Below are 22,715 nucleotides of genomic sequence, written 5' to 3'. Positions count from 1 at the left end.
TTTTTTGCGCGGGTTCACGCCCACGCTCACCCGTCGAACTTCACGCGCGGATCAACCCAGAGGTAGCACAAGTCGCTGACCAGCTTGGTCAGCAGGCCGATGAGGGTGAACAGATACAGGGTGCCCAGCACCACGGGGAAGTCGCGCCGGATGATGCTTTCATAGCCCAGCAGACCCAGGCCGTCGAGCGTGAACAGGGTTTCAATCAGCAGCGCGCCGGTGAAGAACGCGCCAATGAAGGCGGCGGGAAAGCCGGTGACGATGGGGATGAGCGCGTTGCGAAACACATGCCGCCACAGCACCTGCCCTTCGCGCAGGCCCTTGGCGCGCGCGGTGAGCACGTATTGCTTGCGGATTTCCTCCAGCACGGCGTTTTTGGTCAGCAGCGTGGTGACGGCGAAGCTGCCCGCCACCATCGAGGCCACGGGCAGCGCGATATGCCAGAGGTAATCGACCACGCGCTCGCCCCAGCCCATTTCGGCCCAGTGCGGCGAGGTCAGCCCGCGCAGGGGGAACCATTCCAGTTGCCCGCCAAAAATCACCAGCAGCGCCACGCCCAGCACAAAGCCGGGCACGGCGTAGCCCAGCAGCACCAGCAGCGTGGTGACGAAGTCGAAGCGGCTGCCCGCGCGCACGGCCTTGGCCACGCCCAAGGGCACGGCGATGAGGTAGCTGATGAAAAACGTCCACAGCCCCAGGCTGGCGGAGACGGGGAGTTTTTCCCGAATCAGCGTCCACACATCCTTGTTGTGCATGAAGCTGCGGCCCAGGTCAAAGCGGGCGAACTGGCCCAGCATCTGGAAAAAGCGCTCGTGGGCCGGTTTGTCAAAGCCGTACAGCGCCTTGATTTCGGCCAGGCGTTGCGCGTCCACCCCCTCGCGGCCGCGGTATTGCAGGCCCGCGCCTTCGGCGCCCAGGCCCGAGCGCGCTTCGGCCAGATACTGCTCCACCGGCCCGCCGGGCACGAACTGCACGACGATGAAGGTCAGCAGCAGCACGCCCAGCAGCGTAGGCAGCATCAGCAGCAGGCGTTTGAGGATGTAGGCGAACATGGGCGGCGGGGCATCAATGCCTCATCACTGCGCGAGCGAGGTGTGAGCGAGGTGCAATCGCTACGCAATCAGTGCCCGTCAAATTGCAGCAAGGTCAAGAGCGGATGGCCCAGCTCGCGCACCTTGGCCGAGCCGCCCAGCTCGGGCAAATCGACGATGACGGCGCACTCCATCACCTGCGCGCCCAGGCGCTCCAACAGCTTGATGCCGGCAATCATGGTGCCACCCGTGGCGATCAAATCGTCGATCAGCAGCACGCGCTGGCCGCGCGTGACGGCATCGGTGTGCAGCTCCACCGTGGCGCTGCCGTATTCCAGCTCGTAAGTCTCCTCCACCGTGGTGAAGGGGAGCTTGCCTTTTTTGCGGATGGGCACAAAGCCCACGTTCAGCTCATAGGCCACGACCGAGCCGATGATGAAGCCGCGCGCATCCAGCCCGGCCACCACATCGGGCTGCATGCCCGGCGCCATGTAACGGTGCACGAAGGCGTCGATGAGCACGCGAAACACCAGCGGATCCTGCAGCAGCGGCGTGATGTCGCGAAACTGCACGCCGGGGCTGGGCCAATCGGGCACGGTACGGATGTGCTGGCGCAAAAACTGGGGGACGTTCAAATGCAAGGCGTCTGTCATGGCGGGGCGAGAAGTCAAAAAGCAAGAGGGGCCAGGCGCGCAGCGGCAAGGCGGGCGTAGTGTAAAGTCAGCCACGCTTGGCGCGGGCGCAGGCTTTGGGGGCCACGGCCCGCGCGCCAGGCGTTTTTTGTTTTTTCGATTCCCCCCTCTTATCTCTTCCAGAAAGAAGCACATGAGCATCCAGACAGTAGGCATCATCGGCGCAGGCACTATGGGCAACGGCATCGCCCAGGCGGTAGCGGCTGCGGGTTTACAGGCCATCATGGTCGATATCTCTGATGCGGCCGTCAGCAAAGGGCTGGCCACCATTGCCTCCAGCCTGGATCGCCAGGTCAAGAAAGACAAAATCACCGAGGCCGACAAGGCCGACACCCTCGCGCGCATCAAGGGCAGCACGCGCTACGTCGATTTGCAGCCCGCCCAGCTCATCATCGAGGCGGCCACCGAGAACTACGACCTCAAGGTCAAAATCATCAAGCAAATCGAGGAAGTGGCCACGCCGCGCACCATCATCGCCACCAACACCTCCTCCATCTCCATCACCCGCCTGGCGGCGCAAACCAGCCAGCCCGAGCAGTTCATTGGCATGCACTTTTTCAACCCCGTGCCGATGATGGCGCTGGTGGAAGTCATCCGCGGCCTGCAAACCAGCGACGCCACGCACGACACCGTGGCCGAAATGGCCCGCAAGCTGGGCAAAACGCCCGTTTCCGTGCAAAACGCGCCCGGCTTTGTGGTCAACCGCATCCTCGTGCCCATGATCAACGAAGCCTTCTTCGTGCTGGCCGAAGGCGTGGCCAAGGCCGAAGCCATTGACGAGGCCATGAAGCTCGGCGCCAACCACCCCATCGGCCCGCTGGCCCTGGCCGACTTGATCGGGCTGGACGTGTGCCTGGCCGTGATGGAGGTCTATCTGCAAGAGTTTGGCGACAGCAAATACCGCCCCGCCCCGCTGCTGCGCGAGCTGGTCGCCGCTGGCCGCCTGGGCCGCAAGAGCGGGCACGGCGTCTATAAATACTGATTCTGGCTTTTGCAGCCCCAGAGCCTGCTCAACAGGCTCTCTCGCCTGGCCGCCGCGCCAGGCGTTCTCTTTGGCCCCGGCCGCCCCTCTGCCCCCCTCTTGCCGACCGCCCCATGAACGCTTCCCCCGCCTTCCCCGCCGAGCAGCTTGCCCAATCGCTCACCGAGCTGCTGGACAAAGCCGATCGCCTGCTCAACCGACTGGACGCCCTCATCCCCCAGCCCCTGCGCGCGCCCGACGACTGGGGCCAGGCCATCGCCTGGCGCTACCGCCGCCACGCCAGCGGCGGCGGCGTGCTTGAGGCCGTGCAACACATGGCCGCCATCGCGCTGGAAGATTTGATCGAAGTCGGGGCGCAAAAAGACAAGCTCGTGGCCAACACCGCCCAGTTCGTGGTCGGCCGCCCCGCCAACAACGTGCTGCTCACCGGCGCGCGCGGCACGGGCAAATCCTCCCTGGTGCGCGCCTGCCTGCACCACTTCGCGCCGCAAGGGCTGCGCCTGATCGAAGTCGATAAAGACGACCTCATCGCCCTGCCCGACATCGCCGCCGCCATCGGCCAGGCCCCGTGGCGCTTCATCATCTACAGCGACGATTTGAGCTTTGACGAAGGCGAGCGCGGCTACAAAGCGCTCAAATCCATACTGGACGGCTCCATCGCCGCCGCCTCGCCCAACATGCTCGTGTACGCCACCAGCAACCGCCGCCACCTGCTGCCCGAGTACATGTCCGACAACCAAAGCTACCGCCCCGGCAGCGACGGCGAAATCCACCCCGGCGAAGGCGTGGAGGAAAAAATCTCCCTCTCCGAGCGCTTTGGCCTGTGGATCAGCTTCTACCCCTTCAGCCAGGACGAATACCTCGCCATCGCCGAGCAATGGCTGCGCCACTTGGGCTGCCCCGAGCCGCGGCTGGCGCAGGCCCGCCAGGAGGCGCTGGTCTGGGCGCTCGAGCGCGGCTCGCGCAGCGGGCGCGTGGCCTACCAATTCGCGCGCGACTATGTGGGGCGCGATGGCGCAGACGCCAACACCTGAATTTTCCAATTCAAACCGCAAAAAAATTGGCATGTTTCGGCATATCAATAAAAAATGCTATTTTCCTTTGATTGAAACACCCGTAAAACCCCAGCCATGAGCCAAGCCCCCCGCACCGAAGTTGCCGTCGGCATCCTGCTGCGCCCCAGCCCGGACGATGGGCGCGAACAATTCCTGCTGGGCACCCGCCCGGCGGGCAAGCCCTACGCCGGTTATTGGGAATTTCCCGGCGGCAAGATCGAAGCGGGCGAAACCGTCGAACAAGCCCTGCGCCGCGAATTCCAGGAGGAGCTGGGCATCACCATCGGCGCGGCCGAACTCTGGCGCACCACCGAGCACGATTACGAACATGCCCAGGTGCGCCTGCACTGGTGCAAGGTGCGCGACTGGAGCGGCCAGTTTGAGATGCGCGAAGGCCAGCAAATCGCCTGGCAAAGCCTGCCGCCCAGCGTCAGCCCCATCCTGCCCGGCGCCTGGCCCGTGCTGGACGCGCTGGCCCGCCAAGCGGCTGAAAACACCTGAAAATTATTGATCAAAAAGAAAATAAAATACCCTGTTTTGGCTTGATGACAAACAAGTCGCTTTTCCATTGATTGGTAAAATGCCGCGCCTTGCACGCCCCCCTGGCAGGCCGCCCGAATCGGCCGCACCAGCCGCCCCCATGCCGCCTGGACGCCGCCCCGTGCGCGCCTGGGCCATCTGGCTGGCCTGGATGGCCGTCATCGGCGTGCTGTACCTGTTCATGCAAAACATGTTCGCCAGGCCCAGCGTCTTTATCGCCGAGGCGGGCGAGCTGCAATTGCCGCGCCAGCGCGACGGGCATTTTTACGTCGAGGGCGCCATCAACCGCACGCCTGTGATCTTCATGATCGACACCGGCGCCAGCCTGGTAGCCATCAGCGAAGCCACCGCCCGCGCCGCTGGGCTGGAGGGCGGCGCGCCGCGCACTTTTGCCACCGCAGGCGGCACGCGCCAGGGCCGGGTACAGCGCGCCGACGCCATCAGCCTGGGCGCGCCGGGCGGCTTTGTGCTGCGGGATATCGAAGTGGGCATCGGCCTGGAGATGGGCAGCAGCGGCCAGCAGAGGCAGAAAGGGCAGCGGGGCCAAACCAGCCACGCCCTGCTGGGCCAGAACGTGCTGCGGCACTTTCACATCACCATCGCGGGCGACACCATGCGGCTGCAGCGCAAATAACAGCGCAAATAACAGCGCAAAGGTGCAACAACCGCTGCCGCGCCGCACGCGCCAAAACCCCTGGCCGATGCAGGCTTGAAAGCGGCAACGGCGGCATCACATGTCATCATCACGGCAGCGCCAGGGCCTGCGCCCGCGCGCGCCACACCGCTTTTGTCTCACCATTACTCAAAAAGGACCTCCCACGATGCAGCGCATCCTCTTGTTCGTTGCCACCAACTTTGCCGTGCTGTTGGTGCTCGGCCTGGTCACCAGCCTGCTGGGGCTGGACCGCAATAGCCAGGCGGGCCTGCTGGTCATGGCCCTCATCATGGGCTTTGGCGGCTCCACCATCTCTTTGCTGCTCTCCAAAACCATCGCCATGCGCAGCATGGGCGTGCGCCTGATCAACGAGCCGAGCAACCGCGATGAGGCCTGGATCGTCGAAACCGTGCGCGGCTTTGCCGACAAGGCCGGCATCCAGATGCCCGACGTAGGCATTTACGACGGCCCGCCCAACGCCTTTGCCACCGGGGCGCGCAAAAACGCCGCGCTGGTGGCCGTCTCCACCGGCTTGCTGCAAAGCATGACGCATGAGGAGGTGGAAGCTGTCATCGGCCACGAAGTGGCCCACGTCGCCAACGGCGACATGGTGACCATGACGCTGATCCAGGGCGTGATGAACACCTTTGTCATCTACATCTCGCGCGTGGTGGGCATGATCGTCGATGGCTTTTTGCGCGGCGCCAGCCAGAACGAGCAGCAATCGAGCCACCAAACAGGCATGGGCGTGGGCTATTACGTCACCGTCTTCATCATGGACGCGCTGCTGGGCGTGCTGGCCGCCATCATCGTGGCCTGGTTCAGCCGCCAGCGCGAGTTCCGCGCCGATGCGGGTGCGGCGCAGATGATGGGCCAAAGCCTGTCGATGCAAAAAGCCCTGGCGCGCCTGGGCGGCGCCAGCGTGCCAGACCTGCCCCAGGGCATGGCTTCCATGGGCATTTTTGGCTCTGTGGGCATGCTGTTCAGCTCCCACCCGCCGCTGGAAACGCGCATCGCGGCGCTGCAAAAGCTCTCGGTTTGAAGTCTGCGCCACTCCCATGAAAAAAGGGCCGATTGGCCCTTTTTTCATGGACGGGTGACTCAGAACCTGTTCAAAATCTTTTTGCCAATTTGTTTATGCTCTTTGCATGAGAGCGAAATACCCAAGCGACATCAGCCCAGAGCAATTTGAGCATGTGCGCCCTTTGCTGGAGAGCGCGCGCAAAAGCACCCGCCCGCGCACGGTGGATCTGTATGAGGTGTTCTGCGCCGTGCTGTACCTGCTGCGCACAGGTTGCCAATGGAGAGCTCTGCCGAGTGACTTTCCAAAATGGCGCACCGTACACGCCTACTTCCAGATCTGGAGCCAGCCCAATGAACAAGGCGCCAGCTTGCTGCAGCAGGCTTTAAAAAAATCAAGTTGGCGCGGCCCGCGAGAAACAGGCGCGCAACGCATGCAGCGCCTTCTTGATCGTGGACGCACAAAGCGTCAAGGGCAGTGACACCGCTGGCCACAAAGGCTATGACGCAGGCAAGAAGGTTTCAGGCATCAAACGTCACATCGCCGTCGATACCCAAGGTCTGCCCCACGCCATTGCTGTGACGACTGCAAACATCACAGACCGCCAAGGCGCACTACAGGCACTCCAGCGCTGCCAACCTGCATGCAAGCGCGTGCAAGGCCTGCTGTGTGACAGCGGCTATGTGGGCAAACCTTTTGCGCAGGGCGTGCAAGCCATTTTGGGCGGGCACGTCAACGTGCAGATCGCCAAGCGCAGTCAGTTGCACACCTTCAAGGTGATGCCCAAGCGCTGGGTTGTGGAGCGCAGCTTTGCCTGGCTGGACAAGAACAGACGGTTGTGGAAGAACTGCGAGCGCCTGCTCAATACCAGCTTGCAGTTCATCCACTTGGCTTTCCTGGCGCTCATCCTCAAAAGATTTTGAACAGGTTCTCAGGACTCAGTTGCCCAAGCCAAGGCCCGCCGAATCACGCATGGGCGCGCTTGAGCGCGGCCTGCACGGTTTTGACGACGTTGTCGGGCGTGAAGCCGAAGAACTCGAACAAGTCCGCCGCTGGCGCGGATTCACCGTAGCGATCGATGCCGACGACGGCGGCGCAGCCGTATTTCCACCAGAAATCGCTCACACCCATTTCCACGGCAATACGCGGCAGGCCAGCGGGCAAGACGGAGTTTTTGTATTTGGTGTCCTGGCGGTCGAACGCGGTGGTGCTGGGCATGGACACCACGCGCACGGGCACTTTGCGTTCGGCCAGGCGTTTTTGCGCCTCCAGCGCCAGGCAGACTTCACTGCCTGTGGCCAGGATGACGGCCTGCGCGGGCTGATCCAGCCCCACGTCTTTGGGTTCGCTGAGGATGTAGCCGCCGCGCTTGATGTTGGAGACATCTTTTTTCGGCGCATAGGGCACGGCCTGGCGCGAGAGCAGCAAGGCGCTGGGGCGGTCTTTTTGCAGCAGCGCTTCGGCCCAGGCGATGGCGGTTTCCGCCGTGTCGGCGGGGCGCCAGACGTCCAGATTGGGAATCAGGCGCAGGCTGGCGGCGTGTTCGATGGATTGGTGGGTGGGGCCGTCCTCGCCCAGGCCGATGGAATCGTGCGTGAAGACGTGCACCACGCGGCGCTTCATCAGCGCGGCCATGCGGATGGCGTTGCGGCTGTAGTCGCTGAAGGTCAGGAAGGTGCCGCCGTAGGGGATGTAGCCGCCGTGCAGGGCAATGCCGTTCATGATGGCGGCCATGCCGAACTCGCGCACGCCGTAGTTGATGTGGCGGCCGATCTGGCCTTCAGCGGTTTTGACGACCTGGCCTTGCGCGTCCATGCGCAGCGCAGGGGTGGAGCTGGTGTTGGTGAGGTTGGAGCCGGTCAGATCGGCCGAGCCGCCCAGCAGCTCGGGCAGGGCCTTGGTGAAGGCTTCCAGGGCGATTTGGCTGGCCTTGCGCGTGGCGACTTTCTCGCCCTTGCTCTGGGCATCGACCACGGTATCGACGATGGTTTGATGGATGCTGGCGGGCAATTCCCCGGCCATGCGGCGCTGGAATTCGGCGGCCAGCTCGGGGTGGGCTTGGGCGTAGGCATCGAAGGTTTTTTGCCAAGCGGCTTCGGCGGCCTGGCCTTTGGCCTTGGCGTCCCAATCGGCGTAAACGCTTTGCGGAATCTCGAACGGGCCATGCTCCCAGCCCAGTTGCTGGCGCACCAGGGCGATTTCCTCGGCGCCCAGCGGCTCGCCGTGAGCTTTGGCGGTGTCCTGACGGTTGGGGCTGCCTTTGCCGATGGAGGTCTTGCAAATAATCAGCGTGGGCTTGCCCTGGCTTTGCTTGGCCTGGGCGATGGCGGCGTCCAGCGCCTGCACGTCGTGCCCGTCCACCGGGCCGATGACATTCCACTGGTAGGCGCGGAAGCGCTCGGCCGTGTTGTCGGCAAACCAGGGGGCGATCTGGCCGTCGATGCTGATGCCGTTGTCGTCATACAGGGCAATGAGCTTGTCCAGCTTCCACGCGCCGGCCAGCGAGCAGGCCTCGTGGCTGATGCCTTCCATCAGGCAGCCATCGCCCAGGAAAACATAGGTGTGGTGATCGACGATGGTGTGGCCGGGGCGGTTGAATTCGGCCGCCAGCAGCTTTTCGGCCAAAGCAAAGCCCACGGCATTGGTAATGCCCTGGCCCAGCGGGCCGGTGGTGGTTTCCACGCCGGGGGTGAGGTCCACCTCCGGATGGCCAGCGGTTTTGCTGTGCAATTGGCGGAAGTTTTTCAGCTCCTGCATCGGCAAGTCATAGCCCGTCAAATGCAGCAACGCATACATCAGCATGGAGGCATGGCCGTTGGAGAGGATGAAGCGATCCCGGTTCGCCCATTGCGGATGCGCCGGGTTGTGGCGCAGGTGGCGCGCCCACAGCGCCACCGCCATTTCCGCCATGCCCATGGGCGCGCCAGGGTGGCCCGAGTTGGCTTGTTGGACGGCATCCATCGCCAATGCGCGAATCGCATTGGCCATTGAGGGGGTGTTGGGCATGGGGAAAACTCCAGAATTTGAAATGAAAAGCGGGGCTGCGACACCCCGTGCCAGAGGGAAAAAAGACGGGGCAGCCAGCGGCGGCGCATTGTAGAGCGTGTGGCGAACGCCCTTGCCCCCGTGCCGGGGCCGCCTTCGCCTTACATGCCCGGTCTTGCGATCTGGCATACGCGCCTGAAAGGCGCTTGCGCGTTTTCACCGACGCCCAGGCATGCAAGCGCAGGTAACATCCGCCGCGCATGAATTTCTGGAGACCCCCACATGAGTGCTTACAACCTTGATCTGGATCGCAACCCTGCCAATTTCACCGCCATCACGCCCCTGGACTTCATCCGCCGCAGCGCCGAGGTTTATCCCGGCCGCCTGGCCGTGGTGCATGGCGAGATCCGCCGCAACTGGCGCGAAACCTACACGCGCTGCCGCCAGTTCGCCAGCGCTTTGCAGCAAGCGGGCATTGGCAAAAACGACACCGTCGCCGTCATCCTGCCCAATATCCCCGCAATGGTGGAAGCGCACTTTGGCGTGCCCATGGCAGGCGCGGTGCTCAACACGCTCAACACCCGGCTGGACCCTGAAACCATCGCCTTCATGCTCGACCACGGCGAGGCCAAGGCGCTGATCGTTGACCCCGAGTTCGCCCGGCTGATCGAAAAGGCCCTGCCGCTGCGCAAGAGCAACCACCTCACCACTATCATCACCGTGGAAGACCCGCTCTACGGTCCCGCGCCCGTGCAGCTCGAAGGCGCGATCGACTATGAAGCCTTCCTTGCCGGAGGCGACCCCGAATTCGACTGGCAGCGCCCCGAGGACGAATGGGACGCCATCGCCCTGAACTACACCAGCGGCACCACGGGCGACCCCAAGGGCGTGGTCTACCACCACCGTGGCGCGGCGCTCAACGCCATCTCCGTCGTGCTGGAGTGGGACATGCCCAAGCACCCCATTTACCTCTGGACGTTGCCCATGTTCCACTGCAACGGCTGGTGCTTCCCCTGGGTGCTGGCCGCGCGCGCGGGCGTGAACGTGTGCCTGCGCCGCGTCGATCCGGCCGCCATCTTCGACGCCATGCGCGAGCACGGCGTGACGCACTACTGCGGCGCGCCCATCGTGCACGGCATGCTGGTCAACGCCCCGGCTTCGATGAAGGCGGGCCTGCCCAGCGGCGTCAAGGCCATGGTTGCGGGCGCCGCGCCACCGGCCTCGATGATCGAAGGCATGGAGGAAATGGGCTTTGATCTCACCCACGTCTATGGCCTGACCGAGGTCTATGGCCCGGCCACCGTGTGCGCCAAACACGAGGACTGGCAAACCCTGGACATCGGCGAGCGCGCCCAGCTCAACGCGCGCCAGGGCGTGCGCTACCACCTGGAGCAAGACGCCTGCGTGCTCGACCCCGACACCATGCAGCCCGTGCCCTGGGACGGCGAGACCATGGGCGAGATCATGTTCCGCGGCAACATCGCCATGAAGGGCTATCTGAAAAACCCGCAGGCCACGCAAAAGGCCTTTGCCGGCGGGTGGTTTCACTCGGGCGATCTGGCCGTGCAATACCCGGACGGCTACATCAAGATCAAAGATCGCAGCAAGGACATCATCATCTCCGGCGGCGAGAACATCTCCTCCATCGAGGTCGAGGACGCGCTCTACCGCCACCCAGCCGTGCTGGCCGCCGCCGTGGTCGCCAAGCCCGACCCGAAATGGGGCGAAACGCCCTGCGCCTTCATCGAACTCAAGGAAGGCGCCGACACCACGGTGGAAGACATCATCGCCCACTGCAAAAAGCACTTGGCGGGCTTCAAGGTGCCGCGCGCCGTGGTTTTTGGCACGCTGCCCAAGACCAGCACCGGCAAAATCCAGAAGTTCGCGCTGCGCAAAGAGGTGGGATCGGCGCAGGCCATTGATGTGTGAGGTCGTGCGCCCATAGGCAATTTTTACAAATCAAGGGAAAATAAACCTGTGTGTTCTTCACGCCCATCAAGCCGAAACAGGTTTTTCATTTTTACTTTGATTTAAAAAACAAAGCCGCTTTCAAAGCGGCTTTGTTTTTGCTTTTGTGGCTGGCCTTCCGGCAGGTGGATGGATGAATAGAGGGGCAGATGGGCGAGCCTCAAGCCTTGTGGGGCGGCTCGTCGGGCATTTCGATCTTCACCTCCAGCACCTCCAGGTTGCCCTGCTTGTCGAGGTTGACCTTGATGTCTTGCGGCGCGATGCGGATGTATTTGGAGATCACTTGCAGCAAATCCTTTTGCAAATCGGCCAGAAAGTCCGGCTTGCTGGTGGTGCGGTCGCTGCGTTCGTGCGCGAGGATGATTTTCAGGCGCTCCTTGGCAACCGAGGCGGATTTGTTCTTTTTGCCAAACAGGACGTCGATGAGGGCCATAAATGCTTACCTCCCGCCAAACAGGCGCTTGAGCAAGCCGGGCTTGACCGCCTCGGTAAAGCGCATGGGCTTGTCCTCGCCCAAAAAGCGCGCCACCACATCCAGATAGGCTTCGGCCACATCCGAGCCTTTGAGGTGCACGGCGGGCAGGCCCTGGTTGGAGGCTTGCAGCACCGTTTCCGACTCGGGAATCACGCCGATGAGCGCGATGCGCAAAATCTCCTGCACGTCTTGCAGCGAGAGCATTTGCCCGTCTTCCACGCGATTGGGGTTGTAGCGCGTGATGAGCAAATGCTCTTTCACAGGCTCCTTGCCCTCGATGGCGCGCTTGGTCTTGGAGGCCAGCATGCCCAGGATGCGGTCGGAGTCGCGCACGGAGGAGACTTCGGGGTTGGTCACCACGATGGCCTCATCGGCAAACTTCATCGCCAGCAGCGCGCCGCTTTCAATGCCCGCGGGCGAGTCGCAGATGATGTATTCGAAATCCATCGCGATCAGGTCGTTCAAAACCTTTTCCACCCCTTCTTCGGTCAGCGCATCCTTGTCGCGCGTTTGCGAGGCGGCCAGGATGTAGAGGTTTTCGAGCTGCTTGTCCTTGATCAGCGCCTGGTTGAGATTGGCCTCGCCCTGGATCACGTTGATGAAGTCGTACACCACGCGCCGCTCGGCGCCCATGATCAGATCGAGATTGCGCAGCCCCACGTCAAAATCGATCACCGCCGTTTTATGGCCCCGCATCGCCAGGCCCGAGGAAATGCTGGCGCTGGTGGTGGTTTTACCGACCCCGCCTTTGCCGGAGGTCACAACAATAATCTTGGCCATTCAAACAATCCTGTGGAAGAAAAAAACGGGCTAAAAAAACGGGTCAAGCATCGCAGCGGCTGCTGGTGCGCTGCGGCTCGCGAGCCTCGGGAGCCAACGAGACGCTTTCACCCCCCTCAAGCCTGCGTATTTTGCCGGGTTGTAGGCAGCGCTTCAATGTCGTGGCCCGGTGCAGCGATGCATGCGCGCCCTGCGCGCCTGCGCATGTCCGGCGCGCAAGGCGATGTGGCAAAGCCCAGCCCAAACAGCCCTTCGCGCAAGCGTTGCCCGGCACTGCCAAAGTACCAATATTACACTTCAAGAGAAATAAAATACCCATGTTTTGGCAATATTTGCAGCATTGTATGTTTATTTTGATTTACAAAATTTGCTAACCATTACCCATCGGCTCGATGATGAGGCGCTCGCCTTCCAGCCGCACCTGGGCCGGGCGGCCAGCGACATCGGCAGGCAGTTCGTTTTCCGCCGTACGGTAAATGCCCGCGATGGAGACCAATTGCGCCTGCATGTTCTGGGCAAAAATGCGCGCGTTGGCATTGCCGCGCGCGCCAGCAATCGCCCGCCCGCGCAAGGGGGCATACACATGCACATGCCCATCGGCGATGACTTCGGCGCCGAAGTTGACCACCGTCATCACGATCAAATCCGCGCCGCGCGCGTACACCTGCTGGCCTGAGCGCAAGGGCTTGTCGATCAGCACCGTCTGCGCAGCGGGCACTTCGCGGATGACTTCCACCTCGCGCACCACTTCGCGGATTTGCACGCTGGGCGACTCGCTGGCCTGCGACGGTACGCGCGCGGATACTTCGGGCGCCACCGACAGCCCCGCCGCGCGGGCGAACTCGGTTTGCACCGCATTGCCCCCGCGCACGGCCACGGGCGTCGTTTTCAGACTGCGCAGCGTGCTGAGCAGGCCGGGGAAGTCGATCGCCGCGCTGTCCTCGCGCACGGCCGAGAGGTCGATGAGGATGGGATCGTTGTCAAAAAAATCCGGCTCATGGGCAAAGCGCTCAGTCAAGGCCTGGCGGATGCTGTACATGTCCGAGGTTTTCAGCATCAACGCCACCGCAGGCAAGGTGGCGCTTTTCAGCTCAAAAGGCACTGGGCTGGCAGTCTGGGAAGGGGGAGTTTCGAAGGCCATGCACGCATCGTCCCGTAAGAATTTTTCGAAGCGACGAGTGTACTTGGGATGCCCCGCGCGCAATGCTCACGCGGGGGGCAAGCAAAGGCCAAGCAGGGATCGCGAGAGGGCCAGGCAACAGCCAAGCCAGACCCAACGCCGCCGTATGCATCTGTCCGCGTGGCTCCGGACGCAGCCTGCACAGGCCGATAATCGCGCTCTTGTTTTTTTCTTCCACTCTTTTCTTGTCTTTTTTGCAGCCCTGCGCTGTTGCCGCCATGACCGACTCCCGCCTGCCCTCCTCCGCCTCTCCCGCCTGGCCGCGCCGCCGCTTTTTGCGCGCGGGCGCAGCCTCCATGCTGGCGCCCAGTTTGCCGCTGGCGGCACTGGCAGCCGATGGCAAGCCTGCCGCCGCCTGGCCCAGCCGCCCTGTGACGGTGCTGGTGGGCTTTCCCGGCGGCTCCTCGCCCGATTTGACGGCCCGCCTGCTGGCCGAGCGCTTGCGTGAGGCCACGGGCGCCTCCTTCGTGGTGGAAAACCGCCCTGGCGCTGCGGGCAACATCGCCGCCGCCGCGCTGGCGCGCGCGACCGACCACCACACCATCAGCGTGATGATCAACGGCAACATGACGATTGCCCGCATGCTCAACCCGCAGTTGACGTTCGACCCGCTCACCGCCTTCGCCCCCATTGCCCTGGTGGGCACCGCGCCATACGTGTTGGCCACGCCCGCGGCGCTGGCCCAAGGGCTGGATGCCGCGGGCTGGCTGGCCAAGGCGCGCGCCGAAGGCAGCCGCTGGAACTATGGCTCGCCCGGCGTGGGCACGGTGGCCCATTTGGGCATGGAGCTGATCAAAAGCCGTCTGGGCCTGGCCCCCGTGCATGTGCCCTACCAAGGCAACCCGCAAGCGCTGCAAGCCCTGCTGGCAGGCGAGATCCAGCTCTCGCTGCTGCCGCCTGCGCTGGCCCTGGCGCAGCAAAAAGCGGGCAAGGTGGCGCTGATTGGCATCACATCGGCCAAAGCCAACCCGCTGACGGGCGATTTGCCCACCTTGCAAAGCCTGGGCGCGCAGGGGCTGGATCTGGAGGTATGGAACGCCATCGCCGCGCCTGCGGGCATGCCCGAGGCGGTGCAGGCGCAATTGCGCAAGATCACGGCAGCAGTGCTGGCTGACGCGCCCGTGCGCCAGAAGCTGCTGGAGCAAGGCTGGGTGGTGGGCGGCGCAGAGGGCGACACCAGCGCCGACGCGCTGCGCCGCCGCATTGCCGCCGACACCGAGGCGCTGGGCGCCATCATCCGCGAGCAACACATCCGCATCGGCGGCTGATCCCGGCTGTGGGCGGCTCAGGGTCATCCACAGCGATGGATGAGCACCATTTTTACCATTCAAAAGAAACAAAATTACCCTGTTTCGGCAATTCTGTATTCAAATCAAATTTCCTTTGATTGAAAACAAATGATCTGGCCGCACGCTTGAGCGCTGCGGCGGGCCGCCTCAGGGATGCGCTGCACGAAAGGACGGCCTGCGGGCCGCATTGTCATGAGCTGGTTTGAAGCCCTCGTCCTCGGTCTGCTGCAAGGGCTGACCGAGTTTTTGCCCATTTCCTCCAGCGCGCACCTGCGCATCTTTGGCCCGCTGCTGCCCTCGGGGGGCGACCCCGGCGCGGCCTTTACCGCCATCACCCAGTTGGGCACGGAGGCGGCGGTGCTGCTGTACTTTCGCCAGGATTTGTGGCGCATCGGGCGCGCCTGGCTGGCCTCGCTGGGCCAGCAGCCCTGGCGCAATCTGCCGCAGCTCGATGCCGACGCGCGCCTGGGCTGGTTCATCATCGTGGGCACCATCCCCATCGTGGTGCTGGGCTTTTTGCTGCGCGATGCGATCGAGAGCACGCTGCGCAACCTCTACATCACCGCCACGATGCTGATCGTGTTCGCACTGATCCTGGCCGCGGCCGACGTGCTGGGCCGCAAAACCCGCACCCTGCACCAGCTCAGCGGCCGCCACGCGCTGCTGTTTGGCCTGGCGCAGGCGCTGGCGCTGATTCCGGGCGTATCCCGCTCAGGCGGCACCATCACCGGCGGCCTGCTGCTGGGCTATTCGCGCGAGGCGGCGGCGCGCTACTCGTTTTTGCTGGCGATTCCCGCCGTCATCGCCTCCGGGTTGTACCAATTGTTCAAATCCTGGGGCAGCGCCAGCGTCGCCGCCGGGCCGACGCTGCTGGCCACCCTGGTGGCCTTCGTCAGCGGCTATGCCGTCATCGTCGTGTTCTTGAAGTGGGTCTCCACCCGCAGTTACATGCCCTTTGTGCTCTACCGCATCGCCTTGGGGCTGGCCGTCTTCGGCTTGCTGGCCACTGGCGTGCTGCAACCATGAGCGATTCGGCCATTTTCCTCTCCGGCCTGGCGCTGAGCATTTCGCTCATCATGGCCATCGGCCCGCAAAACGTGCATGTGCTGCGCATGGGGCTGACGCGCCAACATCTGGCGCTGACCGTGCTCACCAGCATCGTGGCCGACATGGCGCTGATCGCCCTGGGCGTTTTCGGTCTGGGCCAGTTGGGCGCGTTGCCGGACAAGATTTACGGCGCCATGATCGGCGGCGGCGTGCTGTTTTTGCTCCACTACGGCCTGCGCGCCTGGGGCCGCTTTTGGCGCACCTGGCGAGCCTTGGGCAACATCGCCAAGCGCTCGCCCGCCGAGCCGCCCGTCATTGATGCCGCGCCGCAAAGCCAGCCGCCCATCGGCCCCGGCCGCGCCATCGCCATGGCCTTGGCTTTCTCCTGGCTCAACCCCCATGCCTGGATCGACACCGCCGCCCTCATCGGCACCGCCTCGCTGGCCTATGGCGCGCAAGCCGGGCTGTTTGGCTGGGGCGCCATGGCTGGCTCCATCCTCTGGTTCACGGGCCTGGGTGCGGCGGCCTACTTTCTGGGCCACGTGCTGCGCGGCCAGCGTTTTTGGATGTGGCTGGATGCCGCCGTTGCCCTGATGATGTGGGCGCTGGCCTTGATCCTGGCGCGCAGCCTTGTTGTCAGCGCCTGAGCCGCCCATCTCCTGGCGCGCCCGCACGGCACGGGAACTTTGGACAGGCTCTTACAATCCCTCGGCTTTGGCCCTGTGGGCCTGTCTTGATTGATTGGATTGATTTCATGGTTCCCCATCTCGTGACTGCGCTGACAGGCCCCATCAGCGAACTCGAACAACGCATTCTCGAATCCGTACCCGCCATTGAGCGCTGGTTCCGGCTGGAGTGGATGGAGCACACGCCGCCCTTTTACAGCTCGGTGGACGTGCGCAATGCCAGTTTCAAAGTCGCCCCGGTGGACACCAACCTCTTTCCCGGCGGCTGGAACAATCTGACGCCAGACATGCTGCCCCTGGCCGTGCAAGCGGCGATGGCTGCGGTGGAGAAAATCTGCCCCGAAGCGCGCAACCTGCTCATCATCCCCGAGAACCACACGCGCAACCGCTTCTACCTGGCCAACGTCGCCCAGCTTGGACGCATCTTCCACGCCGCGGGCTTGAACGTGCGCTACGGCTCCATCAGCCCCGAAATCACCGAAAACACCGCCATCGACCTGCCCAATGGCGAGCAGTTGCTGCTCGAGCCCGTGGTGCGCGATGGCCGACGCCTGGGCGTGGCCAATTTCAACCCCTGCACCATCGTGCTCAACAACGACCTCTCCGCTGGCACGCCCGGCATCCTGGAGGACTTGCACGAGCAATTCCTGCTGCCCCCCTTGCACGCAGGCTGGAGCGTACGGCGCAAAAGCCTGCACTTCAAAGCCTATGACGACGTCTGCAAACGCTTTGGCAAGATGCTGGGCATCGACCCCTGGCTGGTCAACCCCCTCTTTGGCCACGTGCAAGGGGTTGATTTCGCCCAGGGCCAAGGCATCGAAGCCTTGCAAGAGGCCACCCAAACGGTGCTGAACAAAGTGCGCCGCAAGTACAAGGAATACGGCATCAACGAAAAGCCCTACGTCGCCATCAAGGCCGACAACGGCACCTACGGCATGGGCGTGATGATGGTGCAAGACGCCGCCGAGCTGGCCAGCATCAACCGCCGCACGCGCAACAAAATGGCCGTCATCAAAGACGGGCAACAAGTCAGCGACCTCATCATCCAAGAAGGCGTGCCCACCATTGAGCGCATCGACGGCGCCACTGCAGAACCCGTGGTGTACATGATGGACCGCTACGTCGTCGGCGGCTTCTACCGCACCCATGCCGACAAAGGCGCCGACGAAAACCTCAACGCCCCCGGCGCCACCTTCATCCCGCTGGCTTTTGAAGCCGGGCACGCCCTGAACGAACAAGGCCAGCCGGGCAAAGCCTTGCCCAACCGCTTCTACATGTACGGCGTCATCGGTCGCCTGGCCATGCTGGCAGCCAGCTATGAGCTGGAACAAACCAACCCGGAGGCCGAAACCTATTGAACCCAATGCAATCAATGCAATTCAAAGGAAAATAATTCACTTTATTTCGGCATGAATGCATTCAAATCACGTTTATTTTGATTTGCAAATAGAAATCAACACTTGTCGAGTGCGCACACCGCCCCCATGTGGGGCGTCTGCGTTTTTTTGGAGCCCCATCGGAAGGAGTACAGCCCATGTGGAAATTGGCACGCATCTTCGCCCTCTTTCGCAAAGAGTTGCTGCTGGCCTGGAACGTCCTGCGCGATGCGCGCACGCCCTGGCTGGCCAAGCTGACCACCGCATTGGCCGTGCTCTACGTCGTCATGCCCATTGATGTGGTCTCCGATTTCATCCCCATCCTCGGCTGGCTTGACGATGGTTTGATCGCCTGGCTGCTCCTGCGGCTGGCCTTCAAATTGCTGCCGCCGCAATTGCACGCCGCCTTGCGCGCCAAAAGCGGACGGCGCATTTGAGCGGCGCTGCTCTGTATCGAAAAAGGCTTTTGCCCTCGGCATAAAAAAAGCGTTGCGCAAATGGCGCAACGCTTTTTTTATGGAACGAACGGGACAAAACGAGGGGTACAAGGGGCACCCAGCGCCCCAAACCCACCGCGGGCCGATCAACGATCTTGAATCGGCTTGATCGCGCGAGGCGTGTGGCCCGTAAAGAGCTGACGCGGACGGCCAATCTTGTACTCGGGATCGGCAATCATCTCGTTGAGCTGGGCAATCCAGCCCACCGTGCGCGCCAACGCAAAGATGCCGGTGAACAGGTTGACGGGGATGCCGATAGCGCGCTGCACGATACCGGAGTAGAAATCCACGTTCGGGTAGAGATTGCGCTGCACGAAGTAATCGTCCTCCAGCGCGATTTGCTCCAGCTTCTTGGCCAGCGCGAACAGCGGATCGTTCTCCAGACCCAGCTCGGCCAGCACCTCATTACAGGTTTCCTGCATCAGCTTGGCGCGCGGATCGTAGTTCTTGTACACACGATGGCCAAAGCCCATCAGGCGCACAGGATTGCTCTTGTCCTTGACCTTCTCCATGAACTCGCCCACCTTGGCTACGCCACCCATCTTCTGGATATCCTCCAGCATGTTCAGGCAAGCCTCGTTGGCGCCGCCGTGGGCCGGCCCCCACAGGCAAGCCACGCCGGCAGCGATGGCCGCAAACGGATTGGTACCCGAGGAGCCGCACAGGCGCACGGTGGAGGTGGAAGCGTTTTGCTCGTGATCGGCGTGCAGGATGAAAATGCGATCCAGCGCTTTTTCGATCACCGGATTGACCTGATACTCCTCGCACGGCGTACCAAACATCATGCGCAGGAAGTTGCCCGCATAGCTCAAATTGTTTTGCGGGTACATGTACGGCTCGCCTTTGCCGTACTTGTACGCCATGGCCACCAGCGTGGGCATTTTGGCGATGAGCTGAATGGCAGCGCGGTCGCGGTGTTCGGCGTTATGGATGTCGGTGTTCTCATGGTAGAAGGCCGACATGGCGCCCACCAGGCCCGTGAGCACCGCCATGGGGTGGGCATCGCGGCGAAAGCCCCGCAGGAAGAACTGCATTTGCTCATTGACCATGGAGTGGCGCAAGACGCGACGATCAAAATCAGCCTTCTGCTCTACCGTAGGCAAATCACCATAAAACAGCAAATGCGCCGTATCCAGGAAGTCACACTGGGTCGCCAAATCCTGAATCGCATAACCCCGATAGAGCAGCTCACCCTTGTCGCCATCGATATACGTGATGGCCGACTGGCACGATGCGGTGGACAAAAAGCCAGGGTCATAAGTAAACATGCCTGTCTGACCATAGAGCTTGCGGATGTCCATCACATCCGGCCCCATCGTGCCTTGGTAAATGGGCAAATCCACCGAAGGTTTGCCGTCAGAGAACGACAGGGTGGCTTTGTTGTCGGAGAGTTTCATGCTTACCTTCCTCTGGTGTGCCGGATCCGGGGGATGCATCGGCCTTGTTGGGTCAAAAGGGAATACAAAGGGACGCACGTAACGCCCCCGCTGTATCGTCGTCGCTACTTGGTAGATGGCACGGCCGGACGCATGAGCGCCAGCACGTCCCGAATCGCGGGGGTGTCGGTGTCTCCTTGAGGCTCTTTGCGGCGCAGCAACAAATCCAGCAAATCGTTATCGGCCAAATTCATCAAGGCCGTTACCGCCTTGCCTTGCGCGACGTTGAGCTGGGCACCGTACTGGGAGAAAAACTTTTCAATCAGCAAATCGTTTTCCAGCAGGCCCCGGCGGCTGCGCCAGTGCAGTTGGCGCAGCTCCAAAGGAGTCATCAAGCGCTGTTCGTCTGCGTCCTGCTGAAGATGGGCGGATTGCATAGACAGAGATCGGGTTTGCGACCAGGCTTACAGCGCGCGGCGCGCCATCAGCTCCTTGATCTTGCCAATGGCGCGTGTGGGGTTCAGCCCCTTGGGGCACACATCCACACAGTTCATGATGGTGTGGCAACGGAAGAGGCGGTAAGGGTCTTCCAGATTATCCAAACGCGCGCCAGTGGCAGTGTCGCGGCTGTCTGCAATGAAACGATACGCCTGCAACAGTCCGGCCGGGCCGACAAATTTGTCCGGGTTCCACCAGAAGCTCGGGCAACTGGTAGAGCAGCTGGCGCACAAAATGCACTCATACAGGCCGTTCAGCTCCTCGCGCTCCTCAGGCGATTGCAAGCGCTCTTTTTCCGCCGAAGCGTAAATATCGCTTTGCAAATAGGGCTTGATGCTGTGGTACTGCTTGAAGAACTGGGTCATGTCCACGATCAGATCGCGAATAACCGGCAGGCCAGGCAACGGCTTGAGCACGATGGTGCCTTGCAGCGTATTCATATTGGTCAAGCAGGCCAGGCCGTTCTTGCCATTGATGTTCATCGCGTCAGAGCCGCACACCCCTTCACGGCACGAGCGGCGGAAGGCGATGCTGGGGTCTTTCGCTTTGAGCTTGACCAAGGCGTCAAGCAACATGCGCTCGTGGCCGTCTAGCTCCACTTCAATATCCTGCATGTAAGGCTTGGCGTCCTTGTCAGGATCGTAGCGGTAGATCTTGAATTTCCGGATGGTCATATTTTTGGACTCTTCGTGAGGCTGCTATCAGGCCGGTAATCAGAAGGTGCGCACTTTGGGCGGCACGCTCTCAACTGTGAGGGGCTTGAGGTTGACGGGCTTGTAATCCAGGCTGTTGGTTTCGCTGTACCACAGCGTGTGCTTGAGCCAGTCACGGTCATTGCGCCCCAGCGGGAATTCGGGGTGATCGGCCGGGTGTTCGTAGTCGTACACCGTATGGGCGCCGCGGCACTCGTGGCGCGCTGCGGCAGACGTCATGGTGGCCTGCGCAACTTCGATCAGGTTATCCACCTCCAAAGCCTCCATACGCGCGGTATTCCAGACCTTGGACTTGTCGTCCAACGTGATATTGCCCACTTTCTCACGGATGGCATTGATCTTGACCACGCCTTCGTCCATGCCTTTTTGCGTACGGAAAACGCCTGCATGCTGTTGCATTGATTTGCGGATATCGTTGGCAATGTCCTGCGAATAAAAACCCGAAGTAGCCGACTGCAGGCGATTGAGACGCGCCAATGTGCGATCGGCAGCGTCTGCTGGCAGCGGCTTGTGCTCTTGCTGATTGCGCACGGTTTGCACAATGTGCTTGCCGGCCGATTTGCCAAACACCAGCAAATCCAGCAGCGAGTTGGTGCCCAAACGGTTCGCGCCATGCACGGAGACGCAAGAGCATTCGCCTACGGCATACAAACCGCCCACGACTTCGGCATTGTTGGTGGGCGTCTTCACGACAACCTGACCGTTGATGTTGGTGGGAATCCCGCCCATTTGATAGTGGATCGTGGGCACCACCGGGATCGGCTCTTTCGTGATATCCACGTTGGCAAAGTTGATACCGATCTCGTACACCGAAGGCAGACGCTTATGGATGGTTTCTGCGCCCAGGTGATCCAGCTTGAGCACCACGTAGTCTTTATTCGGGCCGCAACCACGCCCCTCTTTGATTTCCTGATCCATGGAGCGGGAAACGAAGTCACGCGGAGCCAAGTCTTTCAGCGTGGGGGCATAACGCTCCATGAAGCGCTCACCATGGCAGTTCAGCAAAATGGCGCCCTCGCCACGGCACCCCTCAGTCAGCAGTACGCCAGCGCCGGCGACGCCCGTGGGGTGGAACTGCCAAAACTCCATGTCTTGCAGGGGAATCCCCGCCCGCGCAGCCATGCCCAAGCCATCGCCGGTGTTGATGAAGGCATTGGTCGAGGCCGCAAAAATGCGGCCTGCACCGCCTGTAGCCAGCAGCACGGCTTTGGCTTGCAACACGTACAAATCGCCCGTTTCCAGCTCCAGCGCCGTCACGCCAACAACATCGCCGTGCTGGTCACGAATCAAGTCCAGCGCCATCCACTCCACGAAGAAGTTGGTTTTTTCCTTGACGTTTTGCTGGTAGAGCGTATGCAGCATGGCATGGCCCGTGCGGTCGGCCGCTGCACAAGCGCGTTGCACCGGCTTCTCGCCATAGTTGGCCGTGTGACCACCGAAGGGGCGCTGGTAGATGGTGCCGTCAGGGTTGCGGTCGAACGGCATGCCAAAGTGCTCCAGCTCGATCACGACGTTAGGCGCCTCACGGCACATGAATTCGATGGCGTCCTGATCGCCCAGCCAGTCACTGCCCTTGATGGTGTCGTAGAAATGGTAGTGCCAGTTGTCCTCGCTCATGTTGCCCAGCGATGCAGAAACACCGCCTTGAGCCGCCACAGTATGTGAGCGGGTGGGGAAGACTTTGGACAGCACGGCAACGCTCAGGCCCGCACGGGAGAGCTCCAACGCAGCGCGCATGCCGGAGCCGCCTGCGCCGACAATCACAGCGTCAAACTTGCGGGTGATGATGTTCTCTTTTGTATAACTCATGATGGGTAGTCTTAAAGTGGGGACTTATCTTTGTTCTACTGGACGGGATATTTACCAAGC

Annotated in this window: 23 protein-coding genes; 13 read left to right on the top strand and 10 right to left on the bottom strand. The window is 62.2% G+C overall.

Annotation, left to right across the window (positions count from 1 at the left end; genetic code table 11):
* Window positions 1–26: 26 nt before the first annotated feature.
* Together EBQ26_RS08360 and EBQ26_RS08355 are read right to left on the bottom strand one after the other, a co-directional pair.
* Window positions 27–1,052, bottom strand: a complete 1,026-nt coding sequence (locus EBQ26_RS08360; protein WP_122238562.1) for an ABC transporter permease subunit — start codon at window positions 1,050–1,052, stop codon at window positions 27–29.
* 68 nt (window positions 1,053–1,120) lie between these two features.
* A complete protein-coding gene (locus EBQ26_RS08355) occupies window positions 1,121–1,684 on the bottom strand; it encodes an adenine phosphoribosyltransferase (RefSeq protein WP_122238561.1) in 564 nt (187 codons plus the stop codon).
* A 172-nt stretch (window positions 1,685–1,856) separates the two neighbouring features.
* On the opposite strand from EBQ26_RS08355, the gene EBQ26_RS08350 reads away from it, so the two are divergent.
* The 6 genes from EBQ26_RS08350 (at window position 1,857) to EBQ26_RS08325 (ending at window position 6,899) form a co-directional block, all read left to right on the top strand.
* On the top strand, window positions 1,857–2,705 hold the full coding sequence (locus EBQ26_RS08350) for a 3-hydroxybutyryl-CoA dehydrogenase (protein ID WP_122238560.1): 849 nt from the start codon (window positions 1,857–1,859) through the stop codon (window positions 2,703–2,705).
* A gap of 113 nt (window positions 2,706–2,818) precedes the next feature.
* Complete coding sequence (locus EBQ26_RS08345) at window positions 2,819–3,739, top strand: ATP-binding protein (RefSeq protein WP_122238559.1); 921 nt, start codon at window positions 2,819–2,821, stop codon at window positions 3,737–3,739.
* A gap of 96 nt (window positions 3,740–3,835) precedes the next feature.
* Complete coding sequence (locus EBQ26_RS08340; protein ID WP_122238558.1) at window positions 3,836–4,261, top strand: NUDIX domain-containing protein; 426 nt, start codon at window positions 3,836–3,838, stop codon at window positions 4,259–4,261.
* Between the two features lie 139 nt (window positions 4,262–4,400).
* Window positions 4,401–4,934, top strand: a complete 534-nt coding sequence (locus tag EBQ26_RS08335) for a retropepsin-like aspartic protease family protein (protein WP_238944246.1) — start codon at window positions 4,401–4,403, stop codon at window positions 4,932–4,934.
* Between the two features lie 187 nt (window positions 4,935–5,121).
* Window positions 5,122–5,997, top strand: coding sequence for a protease HtpX (htpX, locus tag EBQ26_RS08330; protein WP_122238556.1), 876 nt, complete (start codon window positions 5,122–5,124; stop codon window positions 5,995–5,997).
* Window positions 5,998–6,103: 106 nt separating this feature from the next.
* Window positions 6,104–6,899, top strand: a protein-coding gene (locus tag EBQ26_RS08325; protein WP_122238555.1) for an IS5 family transposase whose coding sequence is annotated in 2 segments (ribosomal slippage) — window positions 6,104–6,366 and window positions 6,365–6,899 — 798 coding nt in all. Because the reading frame shifts where the segments join, the coding sequence is not laid out codon by codon here.
* Between the two features lie 43 nt (window positions 6,900–6,942).
* Here the strand turns inward: EBQ26_RS08325 and tkt are convergent.
* Window positions 6,943–8,982: a transketolase gene (gene tkt, locus EBQ26_RS08320; protein ID WP_122238554.1), complete on the bottom strand. Its 2,040-nt coding sequence runs from the start codon at window positions 8,980–8,982 to the stop codon at window positions 6,943–6,945.
* Between the two features lie 261 nt (window positions 8,983–9,243).
* On the opposite strand from tkt, the gene EBQ26_RS08315 reads away from it, so the two are divergent.
* Both EBQ26_RS08315 and EBQ26_RS13155 read left to right on the top strand, forming a co-directional pair.
* Window positions 9,244–10,890: an acyl-CoA synthetase gene (locus EBQ26_RS08315; protein ID WP_122238553.1), complete on the top strand. Its 1,647-nt coding sequence runs from the start codon at window positions 9,244–9,246 to the stop codon at window positions 10,888–10,890.
* Window positions 10,891–10,940: 50 nt separating this feature from the next.
* Window positions 10,941–11,066 carry a hypothetical protein gene (locus EBQ26_RS13155; RefSeq protein ID WP_275265347.1) on the top strand — a complete coding sequence of 42 codons (126 nt, stop codon included), beginning with the start codon at window positions 10,941–10,943 and terminating at the stop codon, window positions 11,064–11,066.
* Window positions 11,067–11,089: 23 nt separating this feature from the next.
* Here the strand turns inward: EBQ26_RS13155 and minE are convergent, their stop codons facing one another.
* The 3 genes from minE to minC all read right to left on the bottom strand — a co-directional run bounded on the left by minE (window position 11,090) and on the right by minC (window position 13,325).
* Complete coding sequence (gene minE, locus EBQ26_RS08310) at window positions 11,090–11,362, bottom strand: cell division topological specificity factor MinE (RefSeq protein ID WP_122238552.1); 273 nt, start codon at window positions 11,360–11,362, stop codon at window positions 11,090–11,092.
* A gap of 6 nt (window positions 11,363–11,368) precedes the next feature.
* Window positions 11,369–12,184, bottom strand: coding sequence for a septum site-determining protein MinD (gene minD, locus EBQ26_RS08305; protein ID WP_122238551.1), 816 nt, complete (start codon window positions 12,182–12,184; stop codon window positions 11,369–11,371).
* Window positions 12,185–12,554: 370 nt separating this feature from the next.
* The gene (gene minC, locus EBQ26_RS08300) at window positions 12,555–13,325 is read right to left on the bottom strand and encodes a septum site-determining protein MinC (protein ID WP_122238550.1); all 771 of its coding nucleotides are present in this window, start codon (window positions 13,323–13,325) and stop codon (window positions 12,555–12,557) included.
* Between the two features lie 257 nt (window positions 13,326–13,582).
* Between minC and EBQ26_RS08295 the strand changes: the two genes are divergently transcribed.
* From EBQ26_RS08295 to EBQ26_RS08275, 5 genes are all read left to right on the top strand, one after another.
* Window positions 13,583–14,632 (top strand): Bug family tripartite tricarboxylate transporter substrate binding protein, encoded by a 1,050-nt coding sequence (locus EBQ26_RS08295; protein ID WP_122238600.1) that lies wholly within the window; start codon window positions 13,583–13,585, stop codon window positions 14,630–14,632.
* 213 nt (window positions 14,633–14,845) lie between these two features.
* Complete coding sequence (locus EBQ26_RS08290; protein ID WP_122238549.1) at window positions 14,846–15,679, top strand: undecaprenyl-diphosphate phosphatase; 834 nt, start codon at window positions 14,846–14,848, stop codon at window positions 15,677–15,679.
* Window positions 15,676–16,347: a LysE/ArgO family amino acid transporter gene (locus EBQ26_RS08285; RefSeq protein ID WP_122238548.1), complete on the top strand. Its 672-nt coding sequence runs from the start codon at window positions 15,676–15,678 to the stop codon at window positions 16,345–16,347. Before EBQ26_RS08290 ends, EBQ26_RS08285 begins: the two co-directional genes overlap by 4 nt.
* Before the next feature lie 107 nt (window positions 16,348–16,454).
* Complete coding sequence (gene gshA, locus EBQ26_RS08280) at window positions 16,455–17,744, top strand: glutamate--cysteine ligase (RefSeq protein WP_122238599.1); 1,290 nt, start codon at window positions 16,455–16,457, stop codon at window positions 17,742–17,744.
* Between the two features lie 176 nt (window positions 17,745–17,920).
* Entirely contained in the window at window positions 17,921–18,199 is a 279-nt protein-coding gene (locus EBQ26_RS08275) for a YkvA family protein (protein ID WP_122238547.1), read from the top strand.
* A gap of 146 nt (window positions 18,200–18,345) precedes the next feature.
* Here EBQ26_RS08275 and EBQ26_RS08270 read toward each other — a convergent pair whose 3' ends face one another.
* The 4 genes from EBQ26_RS08270 to sdhA all read right to left on the bottom strand — a co-directional run bounded on the left by EBQ26_RS08270 (window position 18,346) and on the right by sdhA (window position 22,655).
* The gene (locus tag EBQ26_RS08270) at window positions 18,346–19,656 is read right to left on the bottom strand and encodes a citrate synthase (protein WP_122238546.1); all 1,311 of its coding nucleotides are present in this window, start codon (window positions 19,654–19,656) and stop codon (window positions 18,346–18,348) included.
* A 104-nt stretch (window positions 19,657–19,760) separates the two neighbouring features.
* A complete protein-coding gene (locus tag EBQ26_RS08265; protein WP_238944245.1) occupies window positions 19,761–20,072 on the bottom strand; it encodes an FAD assembly factor SdhE in 312 nt (103 codons plus the stop codon).
* Between the two features lie 27 nt (window positions 20,073–20,099).
* Window positions 20,100–20,807 carry a succinate dehydrogenase iron-sulfur subunit gene (locus tag EBQ26_RS08260; protein WP_122238545.1) on the bottom strand — a complete coding sequence of 236 codons (708 nt, stop codon included), beginning with the start codon at window positions 20,805–20,807 and terminating at the stop codon, window positions 20,100–20,102.
* A 39-nt stretch (window positions 20,808–20,846) separates the two neighbouring features.
* Window positions 20,847–22,655, bottom strand: a complete 1,809-nt coding sequence (gene sdhA / locus EBQ26_RS08255; protein ID WP_122238544.1) for a succinate dehydrogenase flavoprotein subunit — start codon at window positions 22,653–22,655, stop codon at window positions 20,847–20,849.
* Window positions 22,656–22,715 lie beyond the last annotated feature (60 nt).

The organism is Allofranklinella schreckenbergeri, from assembly GCF_003703475.1.
Lineage (GTDB): Bacteria > Pseudomonadota > Gammaproteobacteria > Burkholderiales > Burkholderiaceae_C > Lampropedia > Lampropedia schreckenbergeri.
Note: the sequence above shows the minus strand (reverse complement) of the source record. Positions and strands in the feature narration are given on the sequence as shown.

Excerpts from the sequence above, each read along its gene's own strand:
- EBQ26_RS08360 (WP_122238562.1), bottom strand. The coding sequence starts at position 1,052 with ATGTTCGCCTACATCCTCAAACGCCTGCTGCTGATGCTGCCTACGCTG.
- EBQ26_RS08355 (WP_122238561.1), bottom strand. The coding sequence starts at position 1,684 with ATGACAGACGCCTTGCATTTGAACGTCCCCCAGTTTTTGCGCCAGCAC.
- EBQ26_RS08350 (WP_122238560.1), top strand. The coding sequence starts at position 1,857 with ATGAGCATCCAGACAGTAGGCATCATCGGCGCAGGCACTATGGGCAAC.
- EBQ26_RS08345 (WP_122238559.1), top strand. The coding sequence starts at position 2,819 with ATGAACGCTTCCCCCGCCTTCCCCGCCGAGCAGCTTGCCCAATCGCTC.
- EBQ26_RS08340 (WP_122238558.1), top strand. The coding sequence starts at position 3,836 with ATGAGCCAAGCCCCCCGCACCGAAGTTGCCGTCGGCATCCTGCTGCGC.
- EBQ26_RS08335 (WP_238944246.1), top strand. The coding sequence starts at position 4,401 with ATGCCGCCTGGACGCCGCCCCGTGCGCGCCTGGGCCATCTGGCTGGCC.
- htpX (WP_122238556.1), top strand. The coding sequence starts at position 5,122 with ATGCAGCGCATCCTCTTGTTCGTTGCCACCAACTTTGCCGTGCTGTTG.
- tkt (WP_122238554.1), bottom strand. The coding sequence starts at position 8,982 with ATGCCCAACACCCCCTCAATGGCCAATGCGATTCGCGCATTGGCGATG.
- EBQ26_RS08315 (WP_122238553.1), top strand. The coding sequence starts at position 9,244 with ATGAGTGCTTACAACCTTGATCTGGATCGCAACCCTGCCAATTTCACC.
- minE (WP_122238552.1), bottom strand. The coding sequence starts at position 11,362 with ATGGCCCTCATCGACGTCCTGTTTGGCAAAAAGAACAAATCCGCCTCG.
- minD (WP_122238551.1), bottom strand. The coding sequence starts at position 12,184 with ATGGCCAAGATTATTGTTGTGACCTCCGGCAAAGGCGGGGTCGGTAAA.
- minC (WP_122238550.1), bottom strand. The coding sequence starts at position 13,325 with ATGGCCTTCGAAACTCCCCCTTCCCAGACTGCCAGCCCAGTGCCTTTT.
- EBQ26_RS08295 (WP_122238600.1), top strand. The coding sequence starts at position 13,583 with ATGACCGACTCCCGCCTGCCCTCCTCCGCCTCTCCCGCCTGGCCGCGC.
- EBQ26_RS08290 (WP_122238549.1), top strand. The coding sequence starts at position 14,846 with ATGAGCTGGTTTGAAGCCCTCGTCCTCGGTCTGCTGCAAGGGCTGACC.
- EBQ26_RS08285 (WP_122238548.1), top strand. The coding sequence starts at position 15,676 with ATGAGCGATTCGGCCATTTTCCTCTCCGGCCTGGCGCTGAGCATTTCG.
- gshA (WP_122238599.1), top strand. The coding sequence starts at position 16,455 with ATGGTTCCCCATCTCGTGACTGCGCTGACAGGCCCCATCAGCGAACTC.
- EBQ26_RS08275 (WP_122238547.1), top strand. The coding sequence starts at position 17,921 with ATGTGGAAATTGGCACGCATCTTCGCCCTCTTTCGCAAAGAGTTGCTG.
- EBQ26_RS08270 (WP_122238546.1), bottom strand. The coding sequence starts at position 19,656 with ATGAAACTCTCCGACAACAAAGCCACCCTGTCGTTCTCTGACGGCAAA.
- EBQ26_RS08265 (WP_238944245.1), bottom strand. The coding sequence starts at position 20,072 with ATGCAATCCGCCCATCTTCAGCAGGACGCAGACGAACAGCGCTTGATG.
- EBQ26_RS08260 (WP_122238545.1), bottom strand. The coding sequence starts at position 20,807 with ATGACCATCCGGAAATTCAAGATCTACCGCTACGATCCTGACAAGGAC.
- sdhA (WP_122238544.1), bottom strand. The coding sequence starts at position 22,655 with ATGAGTTATACAAAAGAGAACATCATCACCCGCAAGTTTGACGCTGTG.